The sequence below is a fragment of the Auritidibacter ignavus genome, from assembly GCF_003703835.1.
GTDB lineage: Bacteria > Actinomycetota > Actinomycetes > Actinomycetales > Micrococcaceae > Auritidibacter > Auritidibacter ignavus.
This window is the reverse complement of sequence record NZ_RDQR01000002.1, coordinates 133592-159144: the sequence shown is the minus strand read 5'-3', so window position 1 is coordinate 159144 and position 25553 is coordinate 133592. Positions and strand designations below refer to the sequence as shown.

At 58.3% G+C, this 25553-nt stretch carries 20 protein-coding genes, 1 tRNA gene, 1 other RNA gene and 1 riboswitch; of the genes, 12 read left to right on the top strand and 10 right to left on the bottom strand.

Annotation, left to right across the window (positions count from 1 at the left end; genetic code table 11):
- Positions 1 to 5: 5 nt before the first annotated feature.
- Positions 6 to 1172, bottom strand: coding sequence for a thermonuclease family protein (locus DYI20_RS02295; RefSeq protein ID WP_122548756.1), 1167 nt, complete (start codon positions 1170 to 1172; stop codon positions 6 to 8).
- Positions 1173 to 1436: 264 nt separating this feature from the next.
- On the opposite strand from DYI20_RS02295, the gene DYI20_RS02290 reads away from it, so the two are divergent.
- A complete protein-coding gene (locus tag DYI20_RS02290) occupies positions 1437 to 2444 on the top strand; it encodes a YeiH family protein (protein WP_122548755.1) in 1008 nt (335 codons plus the stop codon).
- 93 nt (positions 2445 to 2537) lie between these two features.
- Complete coding sequence (locus tag DYI20_RS02285) at positions 2538 to 3662, top strand: YihY/virulence factor BrkB family protein (RefSeq protein WP_233242785.1); 1125 nt, start codon at positions 2538 to 2540, stop codon at positions 3660 to 3662.
- A 112-nt stretch (positions 3663 to 3774) separates the two neighbouring features.
- Here DYI20_RS02285 and DYI20_RS02280 read toward each other — a convergent pair whose 3' ends face one another.
- The 3 genes from DYI20_RS02280 to DYI20_RS02270 form a co-directional block, all read right to left on the bottom strand.
- Positions 3775 to 4332 carry a CarD family transcriptional regulator gene (locus tag DYI20_RS02280; protein ID WP_110099928.1) on the bottom strand — a complete coding sequence of 186 codons (558 nt, stop codon included), beginning with the start codon at positions 4330 to 4332 and terminating at the stop codon, positions 3775 to 3777.
- A gap of 201 nt (positions 4333 to 4533) precedes the next feature.
- Positions 4534 to 6018 (bottom strand): helix-turn-helix transcriptional regulator, encoded by a 1485-nt coding sequence (locus tag DYI20_RS02275; RefSeq protein WP_122548754.1) that lies wholly within the window; start codon positions 6016 to 6018, stop codon positions 4534 to 4536.
- Positions 6019 to 6054: 36 nt separating this feature from the next.
- A complete protein-coding gene (locus DYI20_RS02270) occupies positions 6055 to 7074 on the bottom strand; it encodes a magnesium and cobalt transport protein CorA (RefSeq protein ID WP_110101227.1) in 1020 nt (339 codons plus the stop codon).
- A gap of 423 nt (positions 7075 to 7497) precedes the next feature.
- On the opposite strand from DYI20_RS02270, the gene aceA reads away from it, so the two are divergent.
- Together aceA and aceB are read left to right on the top strand one after the other, a co-directional pair.
- The gene (gene aceA / locus DYI20_RS02265) at positions 7498 to 8790 is read left to right on the top strand and encodes an isocitrate lyase (RefSeq protein ID WP_110099925.1); all 1293 of its coding nucleotides are present in this window, start codon (positions 7498 to 7500) and stop codon (positions 8788 to 8790) included.
- Between the two features lie 56 nt (positions 8791 to 8846).
- A complete protein-coding gene (gene aceB / locus DYI20_RS02260; RefSeq protein WP_371682191.1) occupies positions 8847 to 10514 on the top strand; it encodes a malate synthase A in 1668 nt (555 codons plus the stop codon).
- A gap of 168 nt (positions 10515 to 10682) precedes the next feature.
- On the opposite strand, the gene DYI20_RS02255 is transcribed toward aceB, so the two are convergent.
- The 3 genes from DYI20_RS02255 to DYI20_RS02245 all read right to left on the bottom strand — a co-directional run bounded on the left by DYI20_RS02255 (position 10683) and on the right by DYI20_RS02245 (position 13845).
- Positions 10683 to 11633 (bottom strand): glycine betaine ABC transporter substrate-binding protein, encoded by a 951-nt coding sequence (locus DYI20_RS02255; protein WP_233492070.1) that lies wholly within the window; start codon positions 11631 to 11633, stop codon positions 10683 to 10685.
- Positions 11634 to 11701: 68 nt separating this feature from the next.
- On the bottom strand, positions 11702 to 12589 hold the full coding sequence (locus tag DYI20_RS02250) for an ABC transporter permease (protein ID WP_334228433.1): 888 nt from the start codon (positions 12587 to 12589) through the stop codon (positions 11702 to 11704).
- Entirely contained in the window at positions 12586 to 13845 is a 1260-nt protein-coding gene (locus DYI20_RS02245) for a quaternary amine ABC transporter ATP-binding protein (protein ID WP_110110778.1), read from the bottom strand. The genes DYI20_RS02250 and DYI20_RS02245 overlap by 4 nt, the downstream gene beginning before the upstream one ends.
- A gap of 611 nt (positions 13846 to 14456) precedes the next feature.
- Between DYI20_RS02245 and DYI20_RS02240 the strand changes: the two genes are divergently transcribed.
- From DYI20_RS02240 to ribH, 6 genes are all read left to right on the top strand, one after another.
- Positions 14457 to 15284 (top strand): TIGR03084 family metal-binding protein, encoded by an 828-nt coding sequence (locus DYI20_RS02240; RefSeq protein ID WP_166769898.1) that lies wholly within the window; start codon positions 14457 to 14459, stop codon positions 15282 to 15284.
- A gap of 185 nt (positions 15285 to 15469) precedes the next feature.
- A complete protein-coding gene (locus DYI20_RS02235) occupies positions 15470 to 16852 on the top strand; it encodes an aldehyde dehydrogenase family protein (protein WP_122548778.1) in 1383 nt (460 codons plus the stop codon).
- 192 nt (positions 16853 to 17044) lie between these two features.
- Positions 17045 to 17182, top strand: a riboswitch (FMN riboswitch).
- A gap of 86 nt (positions 17183 to 17268) precedes the next feature.
- Entirely contained in the window at positions 17269 to 18423 is a 1155-nt protein-coding gene (gene ribD / locus DYI20_RS02230; RefSeq protein ID WP_122548752.1) for a bifunctional diaminohydroxyphosphoribosylaminopyrimidine deaminase/5-amino-6-(5-phosphoribosylamino)uracil reductase RibD, read from the top strand.
- The gene (locus tag DYI20_RS02225; RefSeq protein WP_122548751.1) at positions 18423 to 19082 is read left to right on the top strand and encodes a riboflavin synthase; all 660 of its coding nucleotides are present in this window, start codon (positions 18423 to 18425) and stop codon (positions 19080 to 19082) included. Before ribD ends, DYI20_RS02225 begins: the two co-directional genes overlap by 1 nt.
- A gap of 34 nt (positions 19083 to 19116) precedes the next feature.
- Positions 19117 to 20505: a 3,4-dihydroxy-2-butanone-4-phosphate synthase gene (ribB, locus tag DYI20_RS02220; RefSeq protein ID WP_110099919.1), complete on the top strand. Its 1389-nt coding sequence runs from the start codon at positions 19117 to 19119 to the stop codon at positions 20503 to 20505.
- Complete coding sequence (ribH, locus tag DYI20_RS02215) at positions 20502 to 20987, top strand: 6,7-dimethyl-8-ribityllumazine synthase (protein ID WP_122548750.1); 486 nt, start codon at positions 20502 to 20504, stop codon at positions 20985 to 20987. The genes ribB and ribH overlap by 4 nt, the downstream gene beginning before the upstream one ends.
- A 27-nt stretch (positions 20988 to 21014) precedes the next feature.
- Here the strand turns inward: ribH and DYI20_RS02210 are convergent, their stop codons facing one another.
- Entirely contained in the window at positions 21015 to 21968 is a 954-nt protein-coding gene (locus DYI20_RS02210; RefSeq protein WP_122548749.1) for a cyclase family protein, read from the bottom strand.
- Between the two features lie 1123 nt (positions 21969 to 23091).
- Here DYI20_RS02210 and DYI20_RS12435 point away from each other — a divergent pair.
- Positions 23092 to 23931 carry a PT domain-containing protein gene (locus DYI20_RS12435; RefSeq protein ID WP_122548748.1) on the top strand — a complete coding sequence of 280 codons (840 nt, stop codon included), beginning with the start codon at positions 23092 to 23094 and terminating at the stop codon, positions 23929 to 23931.
- Positions 23932 to 24546: 615 nt separating this feature from the next.
- Here DYI20_RS12435 and DYI20_RS02195 read toward each other — a convergent pair.
- Positions 24547 to 24632, bottom strand: a tRNA-Ser gene (locus tag DYI20_RS02195).
- Positions 24633 to 24776: 144 nt separating this feature from the next.
- On the opposite strand from DYI20_RS02195, the gene ffs reads away from it, so the two are divergent.
- Positions 24777 to 24873: signal recognition particle sRNA small type (ffs, locus tag DYI20_RS02190), an RNA gene on the top strand.
- Between the two features lie 15 nt (positions 24874 to 24888).
- Here the strand turns inward: ffs and DYI20_RS02185 are convergent.
- Positions 24889 to 25101, bottom strand: a complete 213-nt coding sequence (locus tag DYI20_RS02185; protein ID WP_122548746.1) for a hypothetical protein — start codon at positions 25099 to 25101, stop codon at positions 24889 to 24891.
- Positions 25102 to 25553: the final 452 nt, after the last annotated feature.

The following is a 25553-nucleotide window of genomic DNA, read 5'->3' as shown; positions in this document are numbered from 1 at the left end:
GGTGACTAGTCAGCCTGCACCAGTTGCGGTCGCGCAGGTGCTACGGGACTGTCGTGCTGCTCCGACGGAACCTGCTCGACCTGGAATTCCGCGCGGATGTTCTGCCGGGAAGGCTCAGCTTGGTGATCGGCCGACTGTTGCCGAAGCTCCTGTTGAGAGTCTTGCTGTTGGGGTTGCTGTGCAGACTGTTGCTGCGCACCATCACCGGAGGAGTCTTGTTGCTCGTTGAGTTCCTGCTCGGTCGGTTCGGGCTGGGAGGAATCTGGGCTAGGGGGTCGTGATTCGGCGTTGCCGGCACCGCCCTCATCGGAGTCTTCGGGCACGAATCCTCCGTCTTCACTACTCATCGAAGCCCGAGCTTGCTGTGCTTCGGAAAGTTTCGACTCGATCTCGCTGAGACTCTCCTCGATCTGCTCCATATAGGTCTCTTTCAGTTGGCCCCAGGCCAAGGCGGAGACCGACTCGCCCGTCGTGGGGATCGCGGCCAGAATAGAACGAGCCTGTTGGGCCTCGGTCTGCAAACCGTTCAAGGTTGCAATGTATTCGGAGGTTTCCTGAAGATCGTTCAGATTCGAATCGGGAATCTCTTCGAGTTCCTCCAGCACCGGCTCGATCTGCGACGGCAAGGTACAGTCGGCATCTTTGGAGTAGATCCCGCGTTTGGCCTCGAAGGCCTGCTGACGCGCCTCGTTGAACTCTTGAGCCCGAGCATCGTCTTGCGCTTCTTCGGTATAGGGCACCGCATAACCGGAACGCACCATTTCGAGCGCCAGATCATCGCCAGATTTCTCCAAATCCGCCCAGACCTCGCCATTCGGGGCGTTCGGATAGGCCGGGTAGGTGGGATTCACCGTCGAGCCGGCAGGCGCCAGTTGTTCGAGCTGGTTTTTAGCTTCGTCATGCAAACAGGTGTCCAGCGTTTCGCTGGCATCATCTTCAGGCGGAACCGGGGCGCGCATGGCCTGCATGCGGACCACCTGCTCACCGGTGTTAGCGGTAATCTGCATTGACTGTCCGGTCAGCACCTCATCGATCCGCGCGGAGTCCTCGTCTTGGGCGAGATTTCGTACCACCGTCAGCACAGTCAACGTGAGCAACACCAAGGCCACCAGGGTCAACAAGATCATGATGGACCAGTTGATGCGGCGTTTGCGGCGGGGGTTTGAAGACATATGATTCGCTAGCAACTTGACGACGAGGGCGGGTCCAGCACGTCAGAGGGCGGTACCTCTGATCGAACGTGCTCCCTAAAGTGTAGCTAATGATCGAGGTGCTGTGAGGAATACCGACGAATACCGGTGCTGAACAGCCACATGAGGCGAAGCACCGGCCTGCAGGCCTGCGATGCTACGGTAGTCTGTGAGATTGCTCCCCTGCTCGTGATCATCTCAGGATCGAAAATACCGGGGGAACCGAGCCCCTAATAAGGATTGATCGTGAACCGCACCATTCTTCCCGGATTGGTACTCTCCTTCGCGATAGGAGCACTGGCACTGGGTATGATCGCTGGCATCGGCGACTACCTACCCGGTGTTTCCGGATTGCTGGTCGCCATTGTCATCGGGGTGTTATGGCGGAATATCGCCCCCGTGCCAGAGGTGGTTGAACCGGGGATCACGGTGGCATCAAAAACGGTGTTGCGCTGGGGCATTGTGCTCATGGGACTTCAGCTGGCGGTCGATGAGATTCTCGCACTCGGATGGGGCACCATTGTGCTGATCGTGCTCGCTGTGGTCATCACCTTCGGTGCCACCGTTATATTGGCCAAGGCCTTGCGGGTGCCCAGCGCTCTGGGGTTACTGATTGCCAGCGGGTTCTCGATTTGTGGAGCTGCGGCGGTGGCTGGTGCGGATTCGGTGCTCAAAGCCAAGAAAGAATTCACTGCGACCTCAATCGGGCTGGTGGTCCTGTTCGGCACCCTGATGATCCCCGCTATGCCGGTGCTGGTGGCACTATGCGGATTTTCCACAACTCAAGGGGCGATCTGGGCTGGCACATCGGTTCATGAAGTCGCTCAGGTCGTTGCGGTCGCCGAGACGCTGGGACCAGAAGCCTCCACCACAGCGGTGACGGTGAAACTGGGCCGGGTGATGATGCTGGCCTTCGTGCTGGCAGCGATAGCATTTCTCAGTTCCCGCCACGCGTCATCTCGATCCACCCCGGAAGACCCAGCCCCTGGATCACGTCCTGCTCTGGTGCCCTGGTTTGTGATCGGGTTCTTCATCATGGTGGCACTGCGCTCGGTCGATATTCTGCCTCCGACGGCCCTTGAGGTGGTCCAACTGATCCAGTCGTTGTTCTTGGCGACCGCGATGTTTGGGCTCGGCATGGGCGTGCGCATCCGGTCGCTGGTGCAGGTGGGCGCTCGCCCGATAATGTTGGCTACCCTCTCGACGCTCATCATTACGGTCATCGGGGGCTTGGGTGCAGGACGATTAGCCTAGTCGTGCACTAAAGTTGAATCCGTTGCACCGCGATCGGCTACCGGCGCGTGATCGTCGGCCCCCAAAACCCTAATCACTCAGGAGTTCTCCACCTTGTCTGCCAGAGATGACATCGTTCGCGTCTTGAACGAGGACGACCGCAATCAAGAATATGCCGACCCGAAACTGTACAAAAACTCCCTATCGTGGTCGGGCCGAAAATACGCTTTTAAACGGGCACTGAAGAAATTCGGCACCGATGGCGGAACCGATCTGTCGGCGAAGCTCACCTACTACACGGTCCTGTCCATGGCTCCCGGTCTGCTGGCCGTATTCTCCATGCTGTCCTTGGTCTTGTCCTCCAACGCCGAGGTTATTGAGAACATGCTCGATGATGTGATCACCCAGGCAGTTCCGGAAGACTATCAAGCGCTGGTACAAAACCTCGTGGAAACCATGATGGACTCGGCCACCGGTGGCGTGATCGCGTTGATCATCGGTGTGATTACAGCACTGTGGTCGGCATCGGCCTATGTTAAGGCGTTCTCCCGGAACATGAACTCCATCTACGGGGTGGCTGAAGGTCGCACCTTCATCAAGAAGAACCTCACCATGGTGCTCACGACCGCAACGGTGCTGGTCGGTGTAGTCGTCATCCTGATCTCTTTGGCCCTGAACCGTCCACTCGTCGATGGGCTGTTCGGCCCCATTGCGGAGCCGCTAGGATTGGAAGGCGTCCTGGCATTTATGACGGACACCTTCTTGCCGCTCTGGGCATGGCTACGCTACGTTGTGGTGGCTTTGGTGTTGATTCTGGTCATCGCCGTGATGTACCACTTCACCCCCAATGTGCAGAAGCCGAAGTTCACTTGGTTCTCCATTGGCGCCGTGGTGGTGTTGGTTGGTAGCGCGATTGCCGGTGTGGCCATGGCGATCTACCTGACCTACTTTGCCTCGTACTCATCCTACGGTGCGGTCGGAACTATCATGGCGGTGCTGTTCGTGCTCTGGATTTTCAATATGGTGATGCTGCTGGGGGCCCTAATCGATCACGAAATGTTCCGTGCCCGCCAGCTGGAATCCGGCATTCCTGCCGAGGTCCACGTCCAGCTTCCACCGCGTGATACCGCCGGTGCTGAGAAGGCTAAGGAAGACCAGGACAAGCTGATCGAAGAGGCCCGTACCCTTCGTCGGACCATGAGCAACCCACTAGCCCCGGAAAATCGCGACGTCGACTAAAAGACCACACCGAGGAAGTCAACGTCTGCCTCAGACAGCGGGGCCGGTGGGCAACACACTCACCGGCCCCGCTGTATGAGAGGAAAAGGATTGGAAAATATCCCGGGCGCTGTTAGGCCATCGAGGCTTCCTTTTCCTTATCCTCCTTCGATTCTTTACCGCGGTCCAGACCCAACCGGGTCAATGGCACGCCGTCGATCGCGCCATCGATGGTGCGCTCAGCTTCGTCGTGATCGACGTCAAGCACCAAAGCGACCTCGGCGATAATCATGTCCTTGGCCTCTTGATAGAGGTTTCGCTCGGCCATCGAGAGCTCCTTCTCCTTCTGGCGGCGGTAGAGATCCCGGGCGACTTCGGCAACATTGTCCAAATCACCGGTAGCCAGCTTTTCGCGCAGTGCTTTCAAACGACGGGACCACTGCTTTTCCAAGGTGTCACCATCCTTGGCCAGCAACGACATCAACTTGCGCAACCGAGTATGGCTGGACAGGTCTCGAACACCGATCTCCGACAGGCTCGATTCAGGCACAGCGATCTGCAGGCGCTGCTCCTGGACCTCAAGGACGACATAGTCGACGTCTTCACCCTTGATCTTTTTGGTGTTGCGGCTCACCACTTCGGCCGGACCGTGTTGCGGATGGACGACGAACTTGCCTGGGGTTAAACGCATGGAGCAGATGCACCTTTCTTTGATGGCACAGCATAAGCGCCCGGCATTGCAACGAAGTGTCGGAATACCGAGCGCTCGCTGTTTTCCTACTGAGGTACACCATACTAGCACGGAAACGGCCGCATACCACAAAATATCACTCAGAGCAAGAATGACATGCACGTGGCATGTCAGGCTCGAATTCACCCTCGCTGGACAGCGCTACACGTTGTCGACACCGGATTGTTCCTGAAGGAATTGGAAGACCTCCACTTCATCGACACCCGGGAAGGCACCGGTGGGCATGGCCGCCAAAATGTGGGCGTTAGTTCGCGCCGCGGGCCACGCATGTCCACCCCATTCGGCTTCAAGTTCCGGGGAAGGCAAGCGGCAGCACGTCGGGTCCGGACACCGCGAGACAGACCGCGAGGTGGTATCCCGACCACGAAACCACCGCGCCTGATCGAAAGGGACCCCAATCGAGGACGAGTAAAGACCCGAGGCGGAAGACTCCACCACGGCGGTGCACCAATAGGTACCGGCCGGGGTATCAGTGTATTGATCGAACGCGCGGAATCGATTCTGGACGTCAAAGACTTCTCGGGAGGTCCAGTACCGACAAATCTGCTGGCCTTCGATGGCTCCAATACTGTCTGTTGGGAAACTCACCCCGTCGTTTTCGTAGGCTTTATGCACCACTCCGGACTGGTGCACTTTCTGAAAGTGCAGGGTAATACCCAGGTGTTCGGTCGCCAGATTGGTGAACCGGTGGGCAGCAGATTCATAGGAGACCCCGTAGCCATCTCGCAGATCCTCAATGGCCAGATCTCGGTTCTGATGAGCAGCCTTCAGCTCTTTGACCACAGATTTTTCTGGCATGAGCAACGCGGCAGCACAGTAGTTGATGTAGACCCGCTGCTTCAGGAAGTCCTGATAGTCCACCGGCTCACCGAATCCGAGCACATAGGCCGCGATCGCCTGCAATAAGACCGACCGAGCGTCATGGTCGGTGTGCGGTCCGCCGGGCAGATAGAATCGTCGGTTCTTCAGGTCCGTAACCGAGCGGGTGGAGTGGGGCAATGAGCCGACGAAGTGGATCGAAAATCCCAGGTGGTCAGCAATGTTTGCGATTCTGCGGTGAGTCAGTGGCCCCGAGGGCTGGCCCACCGCTTCCAGCAGTTCTTGAGCTGTTGATTCCAGCTCGGGATAGTAATTGTTGCGCTCACGCATCTCCATCCGCAATGCGACATTGGCTCGGCGAGCTTCCTCCGGCGTAGCAACCCGCTCGGCAGCTTGACGTCGTAATTCGCTCGCTAAGCCCGCAATCGTTTCGAGCACCTCGGTGGGAGTCCGGGAAGTGATCTTGACTCCGGGTAGCCCCAGGGCGTGAAAGTGCGGGGATCGTTGGAGTTTCTCCACCGCGATTTCCAGTTCTGCTCGTTTGCTCGGAGGTTTAGCCGAGAGCATGTCGTCAACCGAGACGCGGAGTTCTGTCGCCAAGGCAGACAACAGCGACAGCTTCGGCTCGCGGTGGCCGTTCTCAATCTGGGAGAGGTGAGAGGCCGTAACATCCACCCTGCTTGCCAGATGTTCCAGGGTAAATCCGGCCTTCTTCCGCTGGTGACGCAATTGGCGTCCCAGCACCACGGAATCCAGCCGTGCTACCTCGCCGGTATCGGTCACATCGTCTACTGTGTTTTGCACCATAATCACAGCGTAGTTAAAAACCGCGGATTTTTCCTCCTACATCCAGCCCTTCTTCTTAAAGATCAGATACAAGGTCAGGCTCGCGGTCAACATCAGCCCAATGGCCCACAAATATCCGAAGGACCAATGGAGTTCTGGCATGTCGTCAAAGTTCATCCCGTAAATCCCGGCAATCACCGTGGAGACCGCGAACAGCGCAGCCCATCCCGATACTTTTTTCATATCCTCGTTTTGTTTTCGGCCCACCAGCGTAGATTCCACGGTCAGCGCATTCTGCAATGCGGCCCGAATACCTTCGAGTTGTTCGACATCACGGGTAACATTATCGCGGACGTCACGCAGGTGACGAGCGAATTCTTGATCCATGCCGTACTTCGTGGCTCCCCGAGTCAGCAGATCGATCATGTGCGATAACGGGCGAGTGACCCGCAGGAACTTCACGATCTCGTTGAATAGCTCGTAGATGCGTTGCGAGGTTGCCACCGTTGCCGAATCGCCAAACAGTGAGTCCTCGATGTCGTCCAGATCATCGTCGAGATCGATAATGATGGGCGCATAGCCGTCAACAATACCGTCGAAGACGAAGTACAACATTGTTTGCGGGTGCCCGGCGTCCATCACATGCCGCCGGAAGGGGCGGTGTAGCCAATGCACGACTTTCTGAGCCAGTGAGTGGTCATCAGCGAAGACCAAGAAGAAACGGTCGCCGACAAAGATATGCAGTTCCGCGAACTTCATTTTTTCGGTTTTGTCCACGTACTGGGCCCAGTGCAGCACGACGAACAGTACCGAGTCGTAGCGTTCAAGTTTGGGGCGCTGGTGTCCTTGCAAGGTATCTTCGACCGCTAATTCGTGTAGCTCAAAGTACTCGGCACACTGCTGAATTTCAGCCGAACTGGGTTCTGAAACCACCACATGGGCCCTAGCATCGGGGTCTGACGACAGACGCGCGAACATCTGTTCAATACTCTCCAGTGCTTCCAATCGTGGGGCCGAGGCCCCGTGCTGGACGTTATCAACGGAGTGCAAGAGATAGGTCATGGTGCATCTTCCCATCGTCTACTTGTCACCTTGGCCTACATATTCTTGCACGGTTTGCTTCGGTGGTCACCGCCACCGGCACCCGAACTACTTCGGGTCGTTGGTGGGACACTGCTACCTGCCGTCCGGGTCGCGGAGTGTTCGCGTGCGCGCACGTGCCCTCGCAGGCGCGCGGGCGTGAACGAGGGCAACCATTCGACAAATCGTCGCTTTTTCTGTTCTGCATCTCACAATTTTCAGATGAGGGACGAATCGTTCGAAAGAAGTCAAATTTTTTCCAAATGGTTATCTGAAGCGCAATTTTTTTCGACAATCCCCTGCCCCACTGGCGACAAACACGGAAGAGTAGAAACTACCCAGACGGGAACCGAACCATTCGGAACCGTCACGAAAACGACAAGAGACGCCACACTGATACACACTCAAGGAGTTCAGATCATGTCACAGCACACTCCCGCTTCCGCAGAGCAGATCCAGCACGACTGGGACACCAACCCTCGTTGGGCGAACGTCAAGCGCACCTACTCGGCCGACGAGGTCGTGAAGTTGCGTGGTCGTGTGCAGGAAGAGCACACTCTGGCGCGTCGCGGATCGGAGAAGCTCTGGGAGCAACTGACTACCGAGCACCCTCAAGGTGAGTGGACCAACGCTCTGGGCGCGCTGACCGGTAATCAGGCTGTTCAGCAGGTCAAGGCTGGACTGCGGGCCATCTACCTGTCTGGTTGGCAGGTGGCTGCTGACGCTAACCTGGCCGGCCAGACCTACCCAGACCAGTCGCTGTACCCGGCTAACTCGGTCCCGCAGGTCGTCCGCCGGATCAACAACGCACTGTTGCGGGCGGATCAGATCGAGTTCTCCGAGGGCATCCAGACTGTCGAAGACTGGCTGGTGCCGATCGTGGCCGATGCTGAGGCTGGCTTCGGTGGCCCACTGAATGCCTATGAACTGATGAAGGCCATGATCACCGCCGGTGCTTCCGGTGTGCACTGGGAAGACCAACTGGCTTCCGAGAAGAAGTGTGGTCACCTCGGCGGTAAAGTGCTGGTTCCGACCAACCAGCACGTGCGCACTCTCAACGCTGCCCGTCTGGCCGCCGACGTCGCCGATGTTCCCTCGGTGATCATCGCCCGCACTGACGCTGAAGCCGCCACCTTGCTGACCAGCGACGTCGATGAACGCGACCAGCAGTTCCTGACCGGTGGTCGCACCGCTGAAGGCTTCTACGAGGTGCGCAACGGCCTGGAGCCCTGCATCGCTCGTGCGAAGGCCTACGCAGAGTACGCCGATTTGATCTGGATGGAAACCGGTACTCCGGATCTTGAGCTGGCTCGTGAGTTTGCCGAGGCTGTCAAGGCCGAGCACCCCGACCAGATGCTGGCCTACAACTGCTCACCGTCCTTCAACTGGAAGAAGAACCTGGATGATGAGACCATCGCGAAGTTCCAGCGCGAACTGGCTGCGATGGGCTACACCTTCCAGTTCATCACTCTGGCGGGCTTCCACGCCCTGAACTACTCGATGTTCGACCTGGCGCGTGGCTACAAGGAGCGCCAGATGTCAGCGTACGTCGAGTTGCAGCAGCGCGAGTTCGCTGCCGAGCCACAGGGTTACACCGCTACCAAGCACCAGCGCGAAGTCGGCACCGGCTACTTCGACGCGATCTCCACCGCTGTCAACCCGGATTCCTCCACGGTCGCTCTGGCCGGTTCGACGGAGTCTGGACAGTTCTAATCCCTCACCACCACTGATTCTTCAGAAATCAGCCAGCCAGATAGGACGTGATGATCATGACCAGCCAGATTCGCTACACTACCTCTTCGGGACTGACCGTCAGCGTGCTCGGCGAGGTCTCCGAAGCCACTCAGCCGCTACTGTCCGATGCGGCCCTGGAGTTTCTGGCCTACCTCCACACCACGATGGAGCCCAAGCGTCAAGAACTCTTGGTAGCGCGTCAGCAGGTGCGCGCAGCCATTGCGGCTGGGGCGCGTCCGGGATTTGAGAGCACCACGAAGAAGATTCGTGATGATGATTCCTGGCGCGTTGCTCCACTGGCACCCGGTCTGAAAGACCGCCGTGCCGAAATTGCCGGACCGGTGGATCGGAAAATGACCATCAACGCCCTGAACTCCGGGGCCAAATGCTGGCTGGCTGATTTCGAAGATGCCTGTACTCCCACCTGGGAGAACATGATCGAAGGCCAGCGGAACCTCTACGAGGCGATCCGTGGCCAGATCCGCCACACCGACCAGACTACCGGTCGGACCTACAAGCTCAAGAAACCAGCCCTAGCGCAGTCTCCAACGATCCTCCCGCGGCCGCGGGGGTTGCACCTGGACGAGAGCCACATCGTGGTCGAAGATCAGCCGATCGCCGGAGCGCTGATGGATTTCGGGCTGTTCTTCTTCCATAACGCGCACGAGCTGGTACACCTGGGCCGTGGCCCCTACTTCTACCTGCCCAAACTGGAACACCATCTGGAAGCTCGCTGGTGGAATGACGTGTTCACCAAGTCCCAGGACTACCTGAACATTCCCCACGGAACCATCCGGGCCACGGTGTTGATCGAGACCATCACTGCAGCCTTCCAGATGGATGAGATTCTGTATCAGTTACGCGATCACTCTGCCGGGTTGAACGCTGGTCGGTGGGATTACATTTTCTCGATCATCAAGAACTTCCAGGACTCCTCCGACGAGTTCGTGCTCCCGGATCGTTCCGATGTCACCATGCAACAACCGATGATGCGGGCCTACACCGAGTTGCTGGTGCGTACCTGCCACCGTCGTGGTGCTCACGCCATTGGCGGGATGGCAGCCTATGTGCCGGATAAGTCGGACCCCGTCAAACACCGGATCGCTCTGGAGAAGGTGCGCGAGGAGAAGTCCCGTGAAGCTGCGGACGGTTTCGACGGTTCCTGGGTGGCTCACCCAGATCTGGTGCCGGTGTGCATGCGGGTCTACGACGAGTTGCTCTTTGAGACCCCGCACCAGATTCGCACGCGCAAACGAGAGGATGTGGTCCCGGATGCTGAGGCGTTGCTGAACGTGAAAGCCACCACCGGGGCGATCACCGAAGCTGGCATTCGCACCAATATCGAGGCCGGTATCCACTACTTGGACGCCTGGTTGCGCGGTCACGGTGGAGCCAGCATCAACGACCTGATGGAAGACGCTGCCACCGCCGAGATTTCCCGCTCCCAGCTGTGGCAGTGGATCCGAACCGAGGCCACGGCCACGACCGCGCAGGGGTCCGAACGCACCGTAACCCGCGAGTGGGTCGATGAGCTCATCAACGAGATCGTGTCTGCTGCGGATCGGTCAGACCAGGATCGGATCACTGAGGCCCAGGAGGTCTTTTCCGCCGTGGTCTTCGCCGAAGAGTTCCCTGAATTCTTGACCATCCCGGCTTACAACGCCTACCTGGCAGCTGACGCCAACACCCGCGTCGCCGTCTGAGGCACCTGGGGACCTAGAGCACAACCCCGAGCACACAGCACAGCGGGCCCGACCAGACACTCTCTGGCCGGGCCCGCTGTTGATCTACACAGGCAGTGTGTTCAGTCTCGGTGTTGCAGCCACCTAACCAAGCAAGTGACCCACCAAGACGGAGACGACACGCAAAATTTACTCTTCGTCGCCGGCATCTTCTTCGTCGCCGTTATCCTCAGAGTCGCCACCCTCGGTCAAGGAGTCGACGTAATCCTGGTTCTCCGCGACCCAGTCTGCCACGATGTTTTCGTACTCGCCCTCGTCGTCATTATCGGCGAACATCTGGGCTTCGAGATCGTAGAGCAGGTCGTTTTCCATGGTGAAGTCCGATAGCCACTCAGAGACCTCGGAGAAATCATCGCTGAAACCGTTGTAGGCGTAGGTCGACATGGTTTCAGAACCACCCAGAGCACCCTCGGGGTCTTCCAGATCACGGACCGGGAAGGCCTCGTATGCCCAGTGCGGACGCCACAGAGTCACCACGATGTTTTCGTCGTTATCGATGGCGGTGTTCAGCTCCTGGAGCATGGCAGGAGTGGACGAGGTGGTGAATTCCATCCCGTCCAAGCCGTAAGTCGGGATGACCTCATCTTCGGTGGCGGAGGTCAGACCGGCGCCGGGCTCAATACCGACGATCCGGTTGTCGAATTCATCGGCGTTATCGGCCAGTTCCTCCAGGGAGTCAATCGGCGCGTCCTCGTTGACAGCAATCTGTAGCGAGGACTCATCGTTCCAGGTACCCAGCATTTCCAGGTCGTCACCGTACTCATCCAGGTAGGACGCGTGGGTGGTGGGCTCCCAGACGTCCATGGTGAAGTCGTAGTCCTGAGTGGCAACACCGGAGAACACCACGGCCGGCTCAGCCTCTTCGAGGTTGACCGTATAGCCTTCTTCCTCCAGAATGTGCTTCCACAGGTAGGACACAGCAATGCCCTCTTCCCAGCCGTTGAAGACGCCGATGGTCAGTTCGCCTTTGTCCTCATCACCGTTGTCGCCGGTGCCGTCGCCTTCGCCACAGGCGGTCAGGGCCAGGGCGCCGATAGACAGTGCAGCAACGGATTTCCAGATCTTGTTGAACTTCCTCACTCTGTTACCTCCAGTTAGTGTCAGTGTGGATGATGAACCGAACCGGTACAACTCAGGCACCCGGTCCGTTAGCTTTTCTTCTTTAGCGCGGTCAGCCGGTCCAGGTACATCGCCAACACGACCACGGCGATACCGGCTTCAAAGCCCAGTCCCGCATCGATACTGCTCAAGGCCGACGTGACCTGGCCACCCAGGCCACCGGCGCCGACCATACCAGCGATGACCACCATCGACAATGACAGCATAATGACCTGGTTAATACCGGCCATAATGGTCGGCATGGCCAGTGGAAGCTGGATCTGACGCAGGATCCGGAACCGTGAGGCACCGAAGGCCTGGCCGGCCTCGACCACTTCAGCGTTCACACCGCGGATACCCAATTCGGTAAAACGCACACCGGGCACCATCGCGAACAGAATGGTGGCCACCATGCCGGGAACAACACCGACACGGAACATCACCAGCGCCGGAATGAGGTAGACCATCGGCGGCATGGTCTGCATAAAGTCCATGATCGGTTTAATAATGGCCGAGGCCGTATTCGAGGAGGCGGCCAGAATACCCAGCGGGATCGCAATGACTGCGGCAATAAAGGTGGAGATCGTCACCAGCCCCAGGCTGTCCATAGCATGTTCCCACATGTTCATCCCGGCAATCAGGGTGAAGCCCAACGCGGTGCCTAGCGCTAGTTTCCAGGACTTGACGATCCAGCCCAGCCCGGCCAGGACGAGGGTTACCGCCCACCAGTCAGGCCAGGTGAGCAGACCGACCAGCAGGTCGTTGAGCGTCGCCAGCGTGGTGCGCACGATTGAGAACGCTTCCGAAAAAGTGCCAAGCAACCAGTCCAGACCGGCTTCAATGGCTTCGCCGACGCCGAAGCGGAAGTCGTTAATGGACTCGAATTCGAACCAGGTGATGTCCGAAGCCGGGATGAGAGCAGACAGTGTCGAGCTCACAGCGCATCACCCCCAGCGGTCTTGTGGCGATCGGTATCGCCAGCAGGCGACGGATCGATTTGTTCAGCGTGGCGACCAACCGAGGCATCTGGCGGGGCGTCCGCAGGGTCGGTGGTCTCAGCTGACTCCAGACGCTCTGACAGTGTTTCCGAGCGCTGAGGGCTCATGGCCTCCAGCAGACGCGAGACGCGGACATAACCGACCTTCACCCGTTTGCCATGGTCCTCGCCTTCAACCGCAACCGGGCCGTCGGCTTCCACGGCAACCGGGACGATCTCCTGCAAAGTCGCCCCGGGCTTGACACTGCGGTGTGTGCGCCCGAAGCTGGTAATTTCTGCTTCCGAAAGCTCCGCAGGCGGAACCATGACCGATTGCGCGGTGAGAACCCGAGACCGATCCACATCCGCGGTGAAGGAGGCGACATAGTCATTGGCGGGAACCGAGAGGATCTCTTCGGGCGTACCGATCTGGACGATGCGGCCTTCCTTCATCACCGCGATACGATCACCCATGTACATGGCTTCGTTCAGATCGTGGGTAATGAACACGATGGTCCGATGTAGCTCACGTTGCAAGGAGATCATTTCTTCCTGCATCTCACGCCGGATCAACGGGTCCAAGGCTGAAAAGGCCTCATCCATCAGCATCACATCGGTCTGCGAGGCCAACGCCCGAGCCAGTCCCACACGCTGTTGCATACCGCCCGAGAGTTCACTCGGGTAGCGCTTTTCCCAGCCGGCCAAACCGACCGAGGCCAGCACCTGCGCAGCCATCTCCTGACGTTCTTTTCGACCGTAACCCTGGATTTCTAACCCATAGGCGGCGTTATCGAGCACGGTCCAGTGCGGCAGCAATGCGAAGTGCTGAAAGACCATCGACATGTGCCTGGCTCGCAGATCTCTCAGGTGGTTTTTCGACAGCTGAGCCAAGTCTTGCCCCATGACTTCAACAGTGCCCGAGGTGGCCGGTTGCAACGCGTTCAGGGTTCGGATCAGGGTTGACTTTCCGGAACCAGATAGCCCCATCACAACAAAAATTTCACCGGGCTTCACCTCAAAGGAAGCGTCAATCACCGCGGCAACACCCTCAGACCCAATGTCTTTTCGGTCAGCACCGGCCTTGATTTTCTCGACGACTCGTTCGGGACGTTTACCGAAAACCTTATAAACATTCTGTACCCGAATCACCGGGGCATCGGACTGGCCTGCACTACCTGTTGGCTCCGGTTGCTCCGAGATGTGTGGCGATGATGTCATACACGCTTCCCTTGGGTTGACATGCAAAATCAAGAAGGCGATCCCTTGCGGGAGATGCCACAAAAAGGTCACCAGCTAATGATAATAACAAACTTTCAGGGGAATATCTCATAATTCAGATCTTGGCTCCACAAATTCGGATGAGATAAAACTACCCAACCGGGCAGATAATGCAATGAGATTTACTGCACATAATGCGTCAACCATTCCGTCCAGACGAACAAGAAGCCTATGATCAGAAGCCAGAAGGTAACGATCACATAGTGCGGTGTTATGTGCCCACAAATCATGAGACCCCAAGAAAACGGCTTGAGTTTTTTGAATTTCCCATCGGGTGATCACAACACGCGTTCACTCTGAGCTGAAACTTGGGGCGTAAAACATTGATTCACAGGGTCCTGGCCGTGGCGCACACGTCCATGGCGGGCACCCGTGTGATGCTCGCCCCGGAGTGAGAGGCCACAGAGATGATGATGGACCTAGCAGACAAAGCCGTGTGAACGAGCTTACACTGGACAGTAAGGGAGTCAATCTGACCACCCATCACCGCACCGATGTCGCCCTACTTCAGCCCGGAGGGTCACGTCGTCGCCCTGGAAGCAAGGAAACTTATGAAACTGTCTGAGGCCGTTGTGCTACTTGAACGCGAAATCGCCGAGGTTGACAAACTGTTCCAAGACATCCCCGACGAGCAGTGGCGACAAGCTACCGTTAGTCAGGGGTGGACCGTTGCCGACCAATTAGGTCACTTAGTGTGGACCGATCAGCTCTGTCTGTCGGCCATCGACAACGACGAGCGCTTTCAACAGGTGGTGGCGCTGGCTCAAGGTAGTGACCCAGAGGCGTTCACCAAGCACGTTGATGCTGAAGCCCACCGACTAGCTGAGCAGGAGCCTGCCGAGCTGCTGAATCAGTGGACGACAACTCATCACGAATTACTGACCCGCTTGAAAGAATACGGCGACGATCAGGAGACGAAAATCGCCTGGCTGGCCCGCCCCATGAGCCCCACCAGCATGGCCCAGGCTCGCACGATGGAGCTCTGGGCCCACAGCTTGGACATCTACGACGCTGTGGGGTGGACCAAGCCCCGCAACGAAGCCGAAGCTTCGGTTGCCGAGCTCGGTGTGAAGACCCGTGACTTCGCGTTCACGTTGCACGGCCACACGCCACCGCAGGAGCCAATTTATGTCCAGCTGTCCTTACAGGTCGGCCCTGACCTGAGTTTTGGTGACCCTGATGCCGAGAACCGCGTTATTGGTTCCGCCTGGGGTTTCTGCGCGGTAGTTACGCAGCGTCGACACTTTGCCGATGCCGACCTCAACATCGAGGGTGACACCGCAAAGCTGTGGATGCAGATCGCCCAAGCCTTTGCCGGTGCTGCGACCACCGGACCGGAACCAGGGGAACGGCTATCTCCGGCTGATCTGGAAGACTAGCCCGCTGTCTGAGGCGCTCACGCGCACACGCGACCTCTCACACGCGGGCCACAACGGAGACGCGGGCTGGCGAGGTGTCGTTAATCTCGTTAAAGACGCAGAAATTTTTACGCTTTTCGCATGAATACGGCGTCCGGGGCGCGATGCCCCTTTACCAAATCGGTTTTCCAGTGTTTGCTGGAACCATGAGCAAATACGCAGTCACAAACCCCAACACGGGTGAAGTTGAAAAGACTTTCGACTCACTGACCACCGAAGAGATTCCCGTCATCATTGACACGGCCTATCAGGCCTACGAATCCTGGTCCCAGACCGACCTGAGCAAGCGTGCTGAGATTCTGAACCGGTTCGCAGATCTCCTGGATGAACGTGCCGAAGAGCTGGCGCACATCATCGGGCGTGAAATGGGCAAGCCACTCCCCCAAGGCAAGGCGGAGGTCGATAAGGTTGCCCGCACGGCCCGCTGGTTTGCCGAGCACTCCGCAGAGTTCTTGGAGACCACCGAATTGCCGGATGCTCCCGTGGCGGACCGTACCTACGTCAAGCACGACCCGCTCGGTGTGCTGTTGGGCATCATGCCGTGGAACTTCCCGTATAACCAGATCGCTCGGTTCGTGTTGCCGAACCTGATGGTGGGTAACACCATTTTGATGAAGCAGGCTTCGATCTGTCCTGAGTCCTCGCAGATGTTCCAGACCCTGCTGGAAGAAGCTGGACTGCCCCAGGGTGTGTACACCAACATCTACCTGAACTCTTCCGACACCGAAGAAGTGCTGAAAGACTTCCGTGTCAAGGGCTTCTCCCTGACCGGTTCGGAAAGTGCCGGCGCGTCGGTGGCCTCCGTGGCAGCCAAATACTACAAGCGCTCGGTGCTAGAGCTGGGCGGTAACGACCCGGCCGTGGTGCTAGACACCAACGATGTGGACGCCCTGGCCAAGAAGCTGGTTGGTATTCGCACCTCGAACGCCGGTCAGGTCTGCACCTCCCCGAAGCGGATGATCGTGGTCAAGGAGCTGTACGACGATTTCGTCGCCGCTGCCGAAAAGGCGCTGGCTGATGTCAAGGTCGGCCCCTACGACGATCCCGAGACCGACATGGGCCCGCTCTCCTCAGTAGAGGCCCGTGACGAGGTCCTCGAACAGATTCACAACGGTGTCGCCGACGGCGCAACCCTACGCTTCGGTGGCGAAAAACTGGATCGCCCCGGCGCCTGGATGTCCCCGGCGTTGCTGACCGATATTGATCCGCACTCCACGCTGGGTCAAACCGAAGTTTTCGGACCGGCCGTGATGATCTTTAAGGCCGAGGACGAAGAAGATGCCCTGCGCATCGCTAATTCCACCGAGTACGGCCTGATGTCTTCGGTCTGGACTCAGGACCCCGAGAAGGGTCGCGAGTTCGCCGAGCGGATCAACGCCGGTATGTGCCTGGTGAACGCTCACCAAGAGTCCAGCCCCGAGTACCCCTTCGGCGGTATTAACCGCTCCGGTTACGGTCGTGAAAACGAACGGTGGGCACTGCAGGGCTTCACCAATGAACGTCTGGTGCGTATCCACAACGAACACTAAGAACCGCGCTCATCTGGTGTCCTAGACAGATCCCGTTGAGGCCCGTGATCTGCCCCATCGTGAGGGCGTTCATGGGCCTCAACTGTGTCTCCACTCGGCCCCCGCGCCACCCGCCTGATGTCAGGGTGCAGAAATATGACAGTCGACATGACCCTGCGGGTGCACACACGACGAAACCAGAGTAAGATGACCCTCATGTTCCGGGGGTCGGTGAGAATCCGAACCGGCGGTGACAGTCCGCGAACCTCGCACCCGCGAGGCCGACTCGGCGAAATTCCGAGACCGACGGTGATGCGCCTCAGGCGCGAGTCCGGATAAAAGGAACACGATGATTGCAACAATGGCACCCTTTATGTAGGGGTTGCCTTCCCTCGGTGCATACCGGCTCACCGAGCCGGGAATCATGATCAGAGAAGATGATGAACACCGAGAACTCTTTCTCCACGGTAGCACGCGCCCACAGGCGGATAGCGCTGGATCGTGCCTTCCAGATCGCCCGCTTCGGCCCGGCCGACACCGCCAACCCACAGGTGGGGTGTGTGCTGATCGATCCCGCCGGCCGAATCCGGGCCGAGGGGTGGCATCGTGGTGCTGGAACCGACCACGCTGAAGTGGAGGCACTCAGGCAACTACCTGCTTCCTGGGCCGACCGTGGCCATGAGCTCACCGCCGTCATCACGCTAGAACCCTGCCACCACACCGGTCGTACCGGCCCGTGTGCCCAGGCACTGCTCGAGGCCGGGATTGCCACAGTGGTCTACGCGATGGACGATCCCACCCCCACCGCACGCGGGGGCGCAGACTTCTTGGCCAGCCACGGTGTGCAAGTTATCGGACCGGTCGATCCCGTCGCCGGATACCGCCTGTTGGGCACCTGGCTGGGCCTCACGCTCTCCCGCCCGCAGATCACGGTGAAGTGGGCGCAATCTGTAGACGGCCGAATAGCCGCACCCGATGGCACCAGTCAGTGGATCACCGGTCCGACAGCACGCGCTGATGCGCACCGTCGTCGCGCCGCGGCCGACGCCATCCTGGTCGGCACCGGAACCGTGCTGGCCGATGATCCCGCTCTCACCGCTCGTACTGCGCAGGGAGAGCTCTTGGTGCCCGCCGACGAGCAACCGGTGCCGATCGTTCTCGGCTCACGGGATATTCCCGATACGGCAGCCGTGCACCGTAGCCCTGCTCTGGCAGCTCGCGGACTGCATTCCGCCGTGCGCCTCACACCGCAACACCCGGGTGAACTGCTGCTCGAATTCGCTTCCCTGCGGGATCAGGGCATCACCAGCGTGCTGGTTGATGGGGGACCACGCGTGATCTCCTCCCTGATCCGGGAACACCTCGTGGATGAATTCCTGATTTACACCGCACCGGTGCTGCTGGGAGGACCGCGCACTGCCCTGGACGATATCGGCGTCACCAGCCTGGAGCAGGCATCCCCGCTGATCATCCGCGAGCGCCACCAGCTGGGTGCGGATCACGTGACGATCGCAACTCCCGCCCCATACGTCATACCATCAACCACAGAAGAGCACCACTCAATCGCTTACTCATCTGACAGGAGGCCCTGATGTTTACCGGACTGGTGGAAGACCTCGGAGAGGTCCTCGATCTCACCCCCGATGGAGATGGCCAACGCTTGCGCGTCCGCTCCACGCTGGTGGCAGCCGATGCCAGCCACGGGGACTCGATTGCCGTCAATGGCGTGTGTTTGACCGTCGTTGACCACACTGACACCGAGATCAGCCTGGACGTGATGGCCCAAACTCTGGCCGTTACCGGGCTGGGCAACTTAGGCGCCGGGGCTCCGGTGAATCTGGAGCGGGCCCTGCGGGCGGATGCTCGACTCGGTGGGCATGTGGTCCAGGGCCACTGCGATGCCCGCGCAGTGGTCGCCGAAATCCACCCCGGCCAGCAATGGCGCAAGATCCGGTTCGCATTACTCGAGGATGCGGCGACCACAACGGTTGCCCCACTGATCGTGGATCGAGGATCGATCACCGTCGACGGCGTTTCCCTGACCGTTTCCGCCGTGTCAGCACCGGCTGAAACGACTCCCTGGTTTGAGGTCTCGCTGATCCCCGAAACCTTGCGGGCCACCACGCTGGGGCAACTCGGCCCCGGGGACGCGGTCAACCTAGAGACCGATGTTCTAGCCCGGCACCTAGCGCGCCTGGCCCAATTCGACCGCTCACTCATCGTCCCCTTCGACCGCACCTCAGCCAACTGAGGTATCACCCTATCGTTCTGAACGGAGGCATCTGTTGTCCTTAGCATCCATTGACGAGGCGGTCACCGCCTTAAAAGCAGGCCGGCCGGTTATTGTCGCTGATGATCAAGACCGCGAAAATGAGGGCGATGTCATCATTTCCGCCCAGCTGGCTACCCAAGAGTCGATCGCCTGGGCAGTCAAACATTCCTCGGGGTTGCTGTGCGCACCGATGACGCGCGAGATCGCCGATCGGTTAGATCTGCCGATGATGGTCGAGCACAGTCAGGATCCCCAAGCCACCGCCTATACCGTCACCGTCGATGCCACCGAAGGAATCACGACCGGGATTTCAGCCCATGACCGGATGACCACATTCCACCGGCTGGCCGACCCCTGCGGTGTGCCAGCAGACCTGACCCGTCCCGGGCATGTGCTCCCCTTACGTGCCGTGGACGGTGGGGTGCGGGTCCGCCCGGGCCACACCGAGGCCTCGGTGGAATTAATGAAGCTGGCCGGCCTGGCCCCGGTGGCGGTCATTGCCGAAATTGTCGCCGATGACGGTGAGATGATGCGTCTGCCGCAGCTACAAGAACTCGGTGCTGCCGAACAGGTTCCGGTGACCACGATCGAGAAGCTGATTGATTACCTCAATGAGCGCGATCCCCGCCATGCCACTGACGCCTCCCAGCACTTGCAGTCGGGCACCTCACCAGTACAGCACCGCGCCCACCGCCGGGTCTCGCTGCTGGCCGACACGCTGGTCCCCACGATCCACGGTGATGTCCGGATCAGGGCCTATCGGGATCGCCAGCAGGGCATTGACCATTTGGCGGTGACAGCGCCGGGTTCGGCCAACGCCGAAGACCGGCGCGACGTCCCGTTAGTGCGAGTCCATTCCGAGTGCATCACCGGTGAGGTCTTCGGCTCGCTGAAGTGTGAATGTGGTCCGCAACTCGATGCCTCTCTAGCGCAGATCCACGCCGAGGGCGGCGCAGTAATTTATCTGCGCGACCACGAAGGGCGCGGTATTGGACTGGCCAACAAACTGCGGGCCTATGCCCTGCAGGAACAAGGACTGGATACCGTGGAGGCCAATCTTCAGCTGGGCTTACCAGCCGATGCCCGCAATTACGAGGTGGCTGCCGAGATCCTGGCCGAGCTCGGTATGACGCGGGTGCGACTGTTGACGAATAATCCCGAGAAGGTCGCTCAGCTCACCAGCGAAGGTATTACCGTCGTCGATACCGTGCCCCTGGTGGTCAACATTCATGACACTAATGTCCAATACATGCGCGATAAACGCGACAAGATGGGCCATACACTCCCCCAGACCTTGACCATCACGACCAACACCCAGTCTGTGACGACCGCCGGAGTTTCCTCGGCGCAATCCGTAGGTCCCGCCACAGATCAGAGTACAGAGAGGAACCTGTCCGCATGAGCTCTGCAGGAGCGCCCCAGCTTTCCGTGAATGCTGAGGGTCTTAACGTAGCCATCATCGCCGCCAGTTGGCATCACCACGTCATCTCGACCATGCAACAGGAGGCAATCACGACCATCATCGAGTCCGGGGCCGAAGCGGAAACTTTTACCGTGGCCGGCTCCTTCGAACTTCCCCTGGCTACCCAGGTTGCCTTAAAGACGGGATATGATGTCGCGGTTTGTCTTGGGGTCATCGTCCGTGGAGAAACTCCGCACTTCGACTATGTCTCCAGTGCTGTCACACAGGGGCTCACCCGGGTCCAGCTCGATACCGGCAAACCCGTCGGATTTGGAGTATTGACTGTAGACAACGAGCAACAAGCCTGGGATCGTTCGGGAGCAGCCGGGGCGCGCGAGTCCAAAGGCCGAGAAGCTGCTGAAGCTGCTTTGCACCTGGCCCGGGCAGTGCAAAAGATCACGACCGGTCGTAGTTCGTCGTGACGCCACGAGGAGTCGCGGTGAGAGTACTCATCGAATCACGAGGGGGTTCACCGGAGACCCGGTAGCGCGGTGAATCTTCAGTGGCGCGGCAGTGTAGAGAAAGTCGTACTTACCGTCAGCGTGACATTTCTCTGCCAGCTCTTCGAGGTCGCAAATTTCGGTAAAAACAACCCCCAGGTTGCGCATCAGCGCATTATGTAGCACCAAAGCAACCCCGGTGGCAGGATCGAACGTGACCTCGTTACCAATCAAATCGGTCACCAAATTGGGGATCTCCATCTCATGGAACCATTCCACAAGATCCGGAGAATAGGCCAAGCCCGGTTCGCAGAAATCCTCATAGAAGGACTCCCCCTCATCGTGGAACCGTTGGAGGTAATTGGTGCGGATGACCACAATGTCGTGCTTCTCGAGCGTGATGTTCTGGTGTTCTGCACAAGCTAAAAGCTCCTCGTGGTCGAAGGTTTCCCCGGCATTGAGTGATTCCACGCCTCGATACCGAGCTATGTCGAGAAGGACTCCTCGCCCCACCACACCACGTTGCGCAATGGGGGCGACGCTCGCTCTATCTAAACCACCAACCGTGGTGCGTGCATCGTAGCCATTCCACAGCGTTCCGTCGTACCAGACGTGTCCCAGAGCGTCGTACTGGGTTGATCCCTGCAAGAACGCCAACATTTTGTCATCGGCATAGTGCATACCGCCGGGGAACTCTGGGCCCGTGCCAGCATCCCAGGACGACTCATCGGTAATCATCTCTAGCTTGGCTGGTTCGCGCCCTGGGAAAACCGGGTCGCCTTTCGGATCACCAATCATGCGTTGCAGGGTGAGAACCTCGCCCTCTGACACAGCTTTGATACCCCGGAGCACCTCATCTCTGGTGAGAAAATTCAGGGCGCCCACCTCATCGTCCGCACCCCAACGTCCCCAATTCTTCGGAGCATTCGCTAGTAGTTCTCTCAGTTCTGGCACATGTGGCATCTGAATTCGTCCTATCTATCCCCGTCGCGAAAGAGGTTTTGATCTCCACCTCACCCGAGCTAATGTGACGTACATCATAGTTACACGCGAACGGCGAGCGCAAGATTCACACGGAACAGAATGGACTTCGCGAGGCACCTTGGCGTGTTCTTGTCGCAAGCCCAGGGTGTAGCGTTGCTGCAGGCTTGCCTAGCGCCCCCAATTCCAGCTTTCGCGGATACTAGCGGTACCCCGTGTTGACGATTCCGACAACCTGGTAAACCGAAGCCCGTCGGCCCTAACGGAAGCCTGACGGAAGAACGGAAAACACCGAAGATAACGACGACCAGGCTCGTACCCCTATGCGCACCGACAGGTTAGCCTTCGGACAACAAATCATGGCACGTTTCCGGCGGCAGAACCCGCCGAGCGCAGTAAGGACGACGGTCAGCGCGACGCCACGTTCTCCGATGAGTTACCAATCCGGGCTACATCGCTGGGAGAGGAGGAGTAACGAGCCCATTCAACCCCAGACAGAGAAAACATCGGCGTCGAAGATACCTTGTAGAACGGTCCCACCACCGATGAGTAATCCTCCACTTTCCCCACCGTCAACGATAGTGCTAACCCCGGTTTCTAGTAGCCGAGAATCCGCTCATGCCACTCGTACTTCCGGGCCACGATGAGTCGATGATCCTTAACTAACCGAAATGAAATAATTAACCAATAGTTAATGATTAGTTACCACATAGCTAACAATAACCAGATGGCGCCGACCCCCGGATCAAAAGTCAAATAATGAAACGTACAGGATACCGAACGCCTCAAGGTCGGAACGCGCGCACCCGGCGTCAGAAATGAGAATAATAGTCTTCGGTTAAAAAAGATTGCACAGCCACCCTAAAAGTCAAAAAAATATCATCCTGACTAGCCAGTTTGCCGGAGACTGCCTGACCAGAATCGAAGCTACATCCCTGCGATACCGCCGAAGTTTGACAAAAAGCCCTTGTACCTCCCACGAGGTGCTTATACCCTTGATTTTGAGTTCGAGCCAAAGTCTTGACTCGAGAGGGTCGCTCAGCCTCCGGGTAGTTCATTCCCTCAATTCTTTTAGGCACAACTTCATTCCACTAAGGAGAGCCCCATGTCTACTTCATCCAAAAAGAGCGTTCTGGCGACAATCGTCGGATTCGGATCCGCAACTGCGCTGTCTTGTGGCCTGATGATCAGCCCGGCTATCGCTGACACCAATGAGCCCGGCAACGGTGCACAATTTCCCATCGACGACCCAACCGACCAGCCCACCGACGAACCCACCGACGAACCCACCGACGAACCCACCGACGAGCCGTCGCCTACTGATACGGAACTGCCGGATACCTGTGATGTGTGGATCGTTGATTCAGCCGGCAGTAGCCCCCGCGAAGACAACACCCTGGCCCAGGGTGAAACCTTGTCCGGCGTCGATTTCGCCGGCGTAGGCCTGGAACCCGGATCTCAGTACACCTGGGCAGTCTCCACTGACTCAGACGTCGACAACGCTGAGTTCTCGGATCAAGCCGACGAAGAAGGATTCTTCGCCTTCAATCTGGGCCAGGAGACCCGTAACGAAGACGAGGCACCCGGGGAAGGAACCCAGACCGCACTGGCCGCTGGCGACTACACCGTAACTGTTGACGGCACGCAGGGCAACGGAGAACCAGCCAAAGACTGCACCGTCAACTTCACCGTCGTGGCAGATAAAGACGGCTCTGGCGCCGACAACGGCTCGGACTCCGACGACAAGGGCTCTGGCGACAAAGGCTCTGGCGACAAAGGCTCTGGCGACAAGGAAGTCGTAGCCGCAGGTTCCGGTCAGCAGGGTGGCGGAGACACCCTGGCTAACACCGGTGCCACCGCCGGCGTACTCGCCGGCGCGGGCGCCCTCGCAATTGCCGGTGGTGCAGCTGCACTCATCGCAGCACGTCGTCGCGCTCACTCCTAAAACACAAATAAAATAGGTCGGCCTAAACCGACCCTGCAACAAAGCAACTCACAAATATTGATGGGGCATGTCATAGCAGACCTGCCCCATCAATATCGACGCCATCTTGAATCCAAAAAACCGACAATAGACTGGCCATGCCATTCAAGTAGTCGTTTGTACATGTACAGGGTGCCAAGACTCCGGCTCTATTCTTCCAACCGTGTCAACCACGCGTCGCCGAGGTCACGCACTGTTCTAGCGTCCTTGACCGCCTGTTTTTCTTCAGCCTGTCGCTGAGCCTTTCGCTGTTGCTTCAGTTTGGCCGGGGGACGAAAATACCCATAGCTTTCTGTCCCTTAGCTATCTCAAGAGCTTTCTCTGCGTCCTGTCGCCGATCAAACTGACCTATCTCATGCTGCACGCCTAAGTAGCTCATTCTGACCCTGTACTTACCTCGCCTGAACGTGATCCCTCGAGGTAGCTTCTCAGGTCGTGCCATGTCCCTATGTGCTGTCCCTAGTTTTAGGGTACTTTGGCGCATATCCTGGAACAACCTGAGATAAGCCAATTCCGTTACTTCCCTTTATTTGCGACGAAAAACCCCGGAAACTCAACGGTTCCCGGGGTCATACGCGGAGGATAGGGGATTTGAACCCCTGAGGGCTGTTAACCCAACACGCGTTCCAGGCGTGCGCACTAGGCCGCTATGCGAATCCTCCTTGGGCTCTCACTCGAACACATGCCGTCTTCGTGCAAGAGCAGATTCAAGCATAGCTGAAATCATGACACGTTTTCAAAATGCGCACCGACGGTACCTGAATGACTCCTGCGCCCGGCTCTTGTCATGACCTGATACGATAGGTCACGGCTCCTCACGTGGTGTCATCTTTCTGAACTCCCCCAGGACAGGAATGTAGCAAGGGTAGGAAGGCTCTGGCAGGTACGTGAGGGGCCCTTTTTGTTGTGACTTCTAGGCTAGACTGCAGTCTCGCCCTTGTTCCGCGCCCGCTTAGCCCACGGCTCTTGATCGGTGGGTGCACCCAGGTTGAAGACAACAGTCACGACGAGACCGAGGACCAACCCAAAAATCAGGGCCAATAAGAAGTTAAAGTCGACGCTGAACATAAAGGCGAACAACACACCGGTCCAGACTCCAGCGAACAATCCGGGGGTAGACAAGTACTTCATCACATTCCTCTTGATCCGAAAGCTGTTGTGACCACTACGTACTCTTATTATCTCATGCTCCCGTTCCTGAAGTTCTCGCGCGAACTCAGAATTGCCAGCAACTGGTGACCCGGTTCCAAGGGTCCTCACATATTCGCATCTTAGACTGGAACCAGCGCCTCCAAGGTGTGAGTGATGAGTGATAGTGATCGGCCCGGATACTCCCCCAAGTATCCGGGCCGATTCTTTGACGCAACAGACTTCGTTCGACCATGAGCTATCCACGGTCAAATCATCCACGACCAGTCCGGTCACGATCCCGGTCTAGCCCGTAACCGGCGAGTTATCCAGCCACGCCATCGCCGTCCATCCAACAATTGTTTCAGCACATGTGCCCCACTGTGTAAAGGGAACAGCTAAGCGTGGCGCACCAGTTTCGAGGTTCTCTCCGACTCTCCACCGCGCGCCGGTAG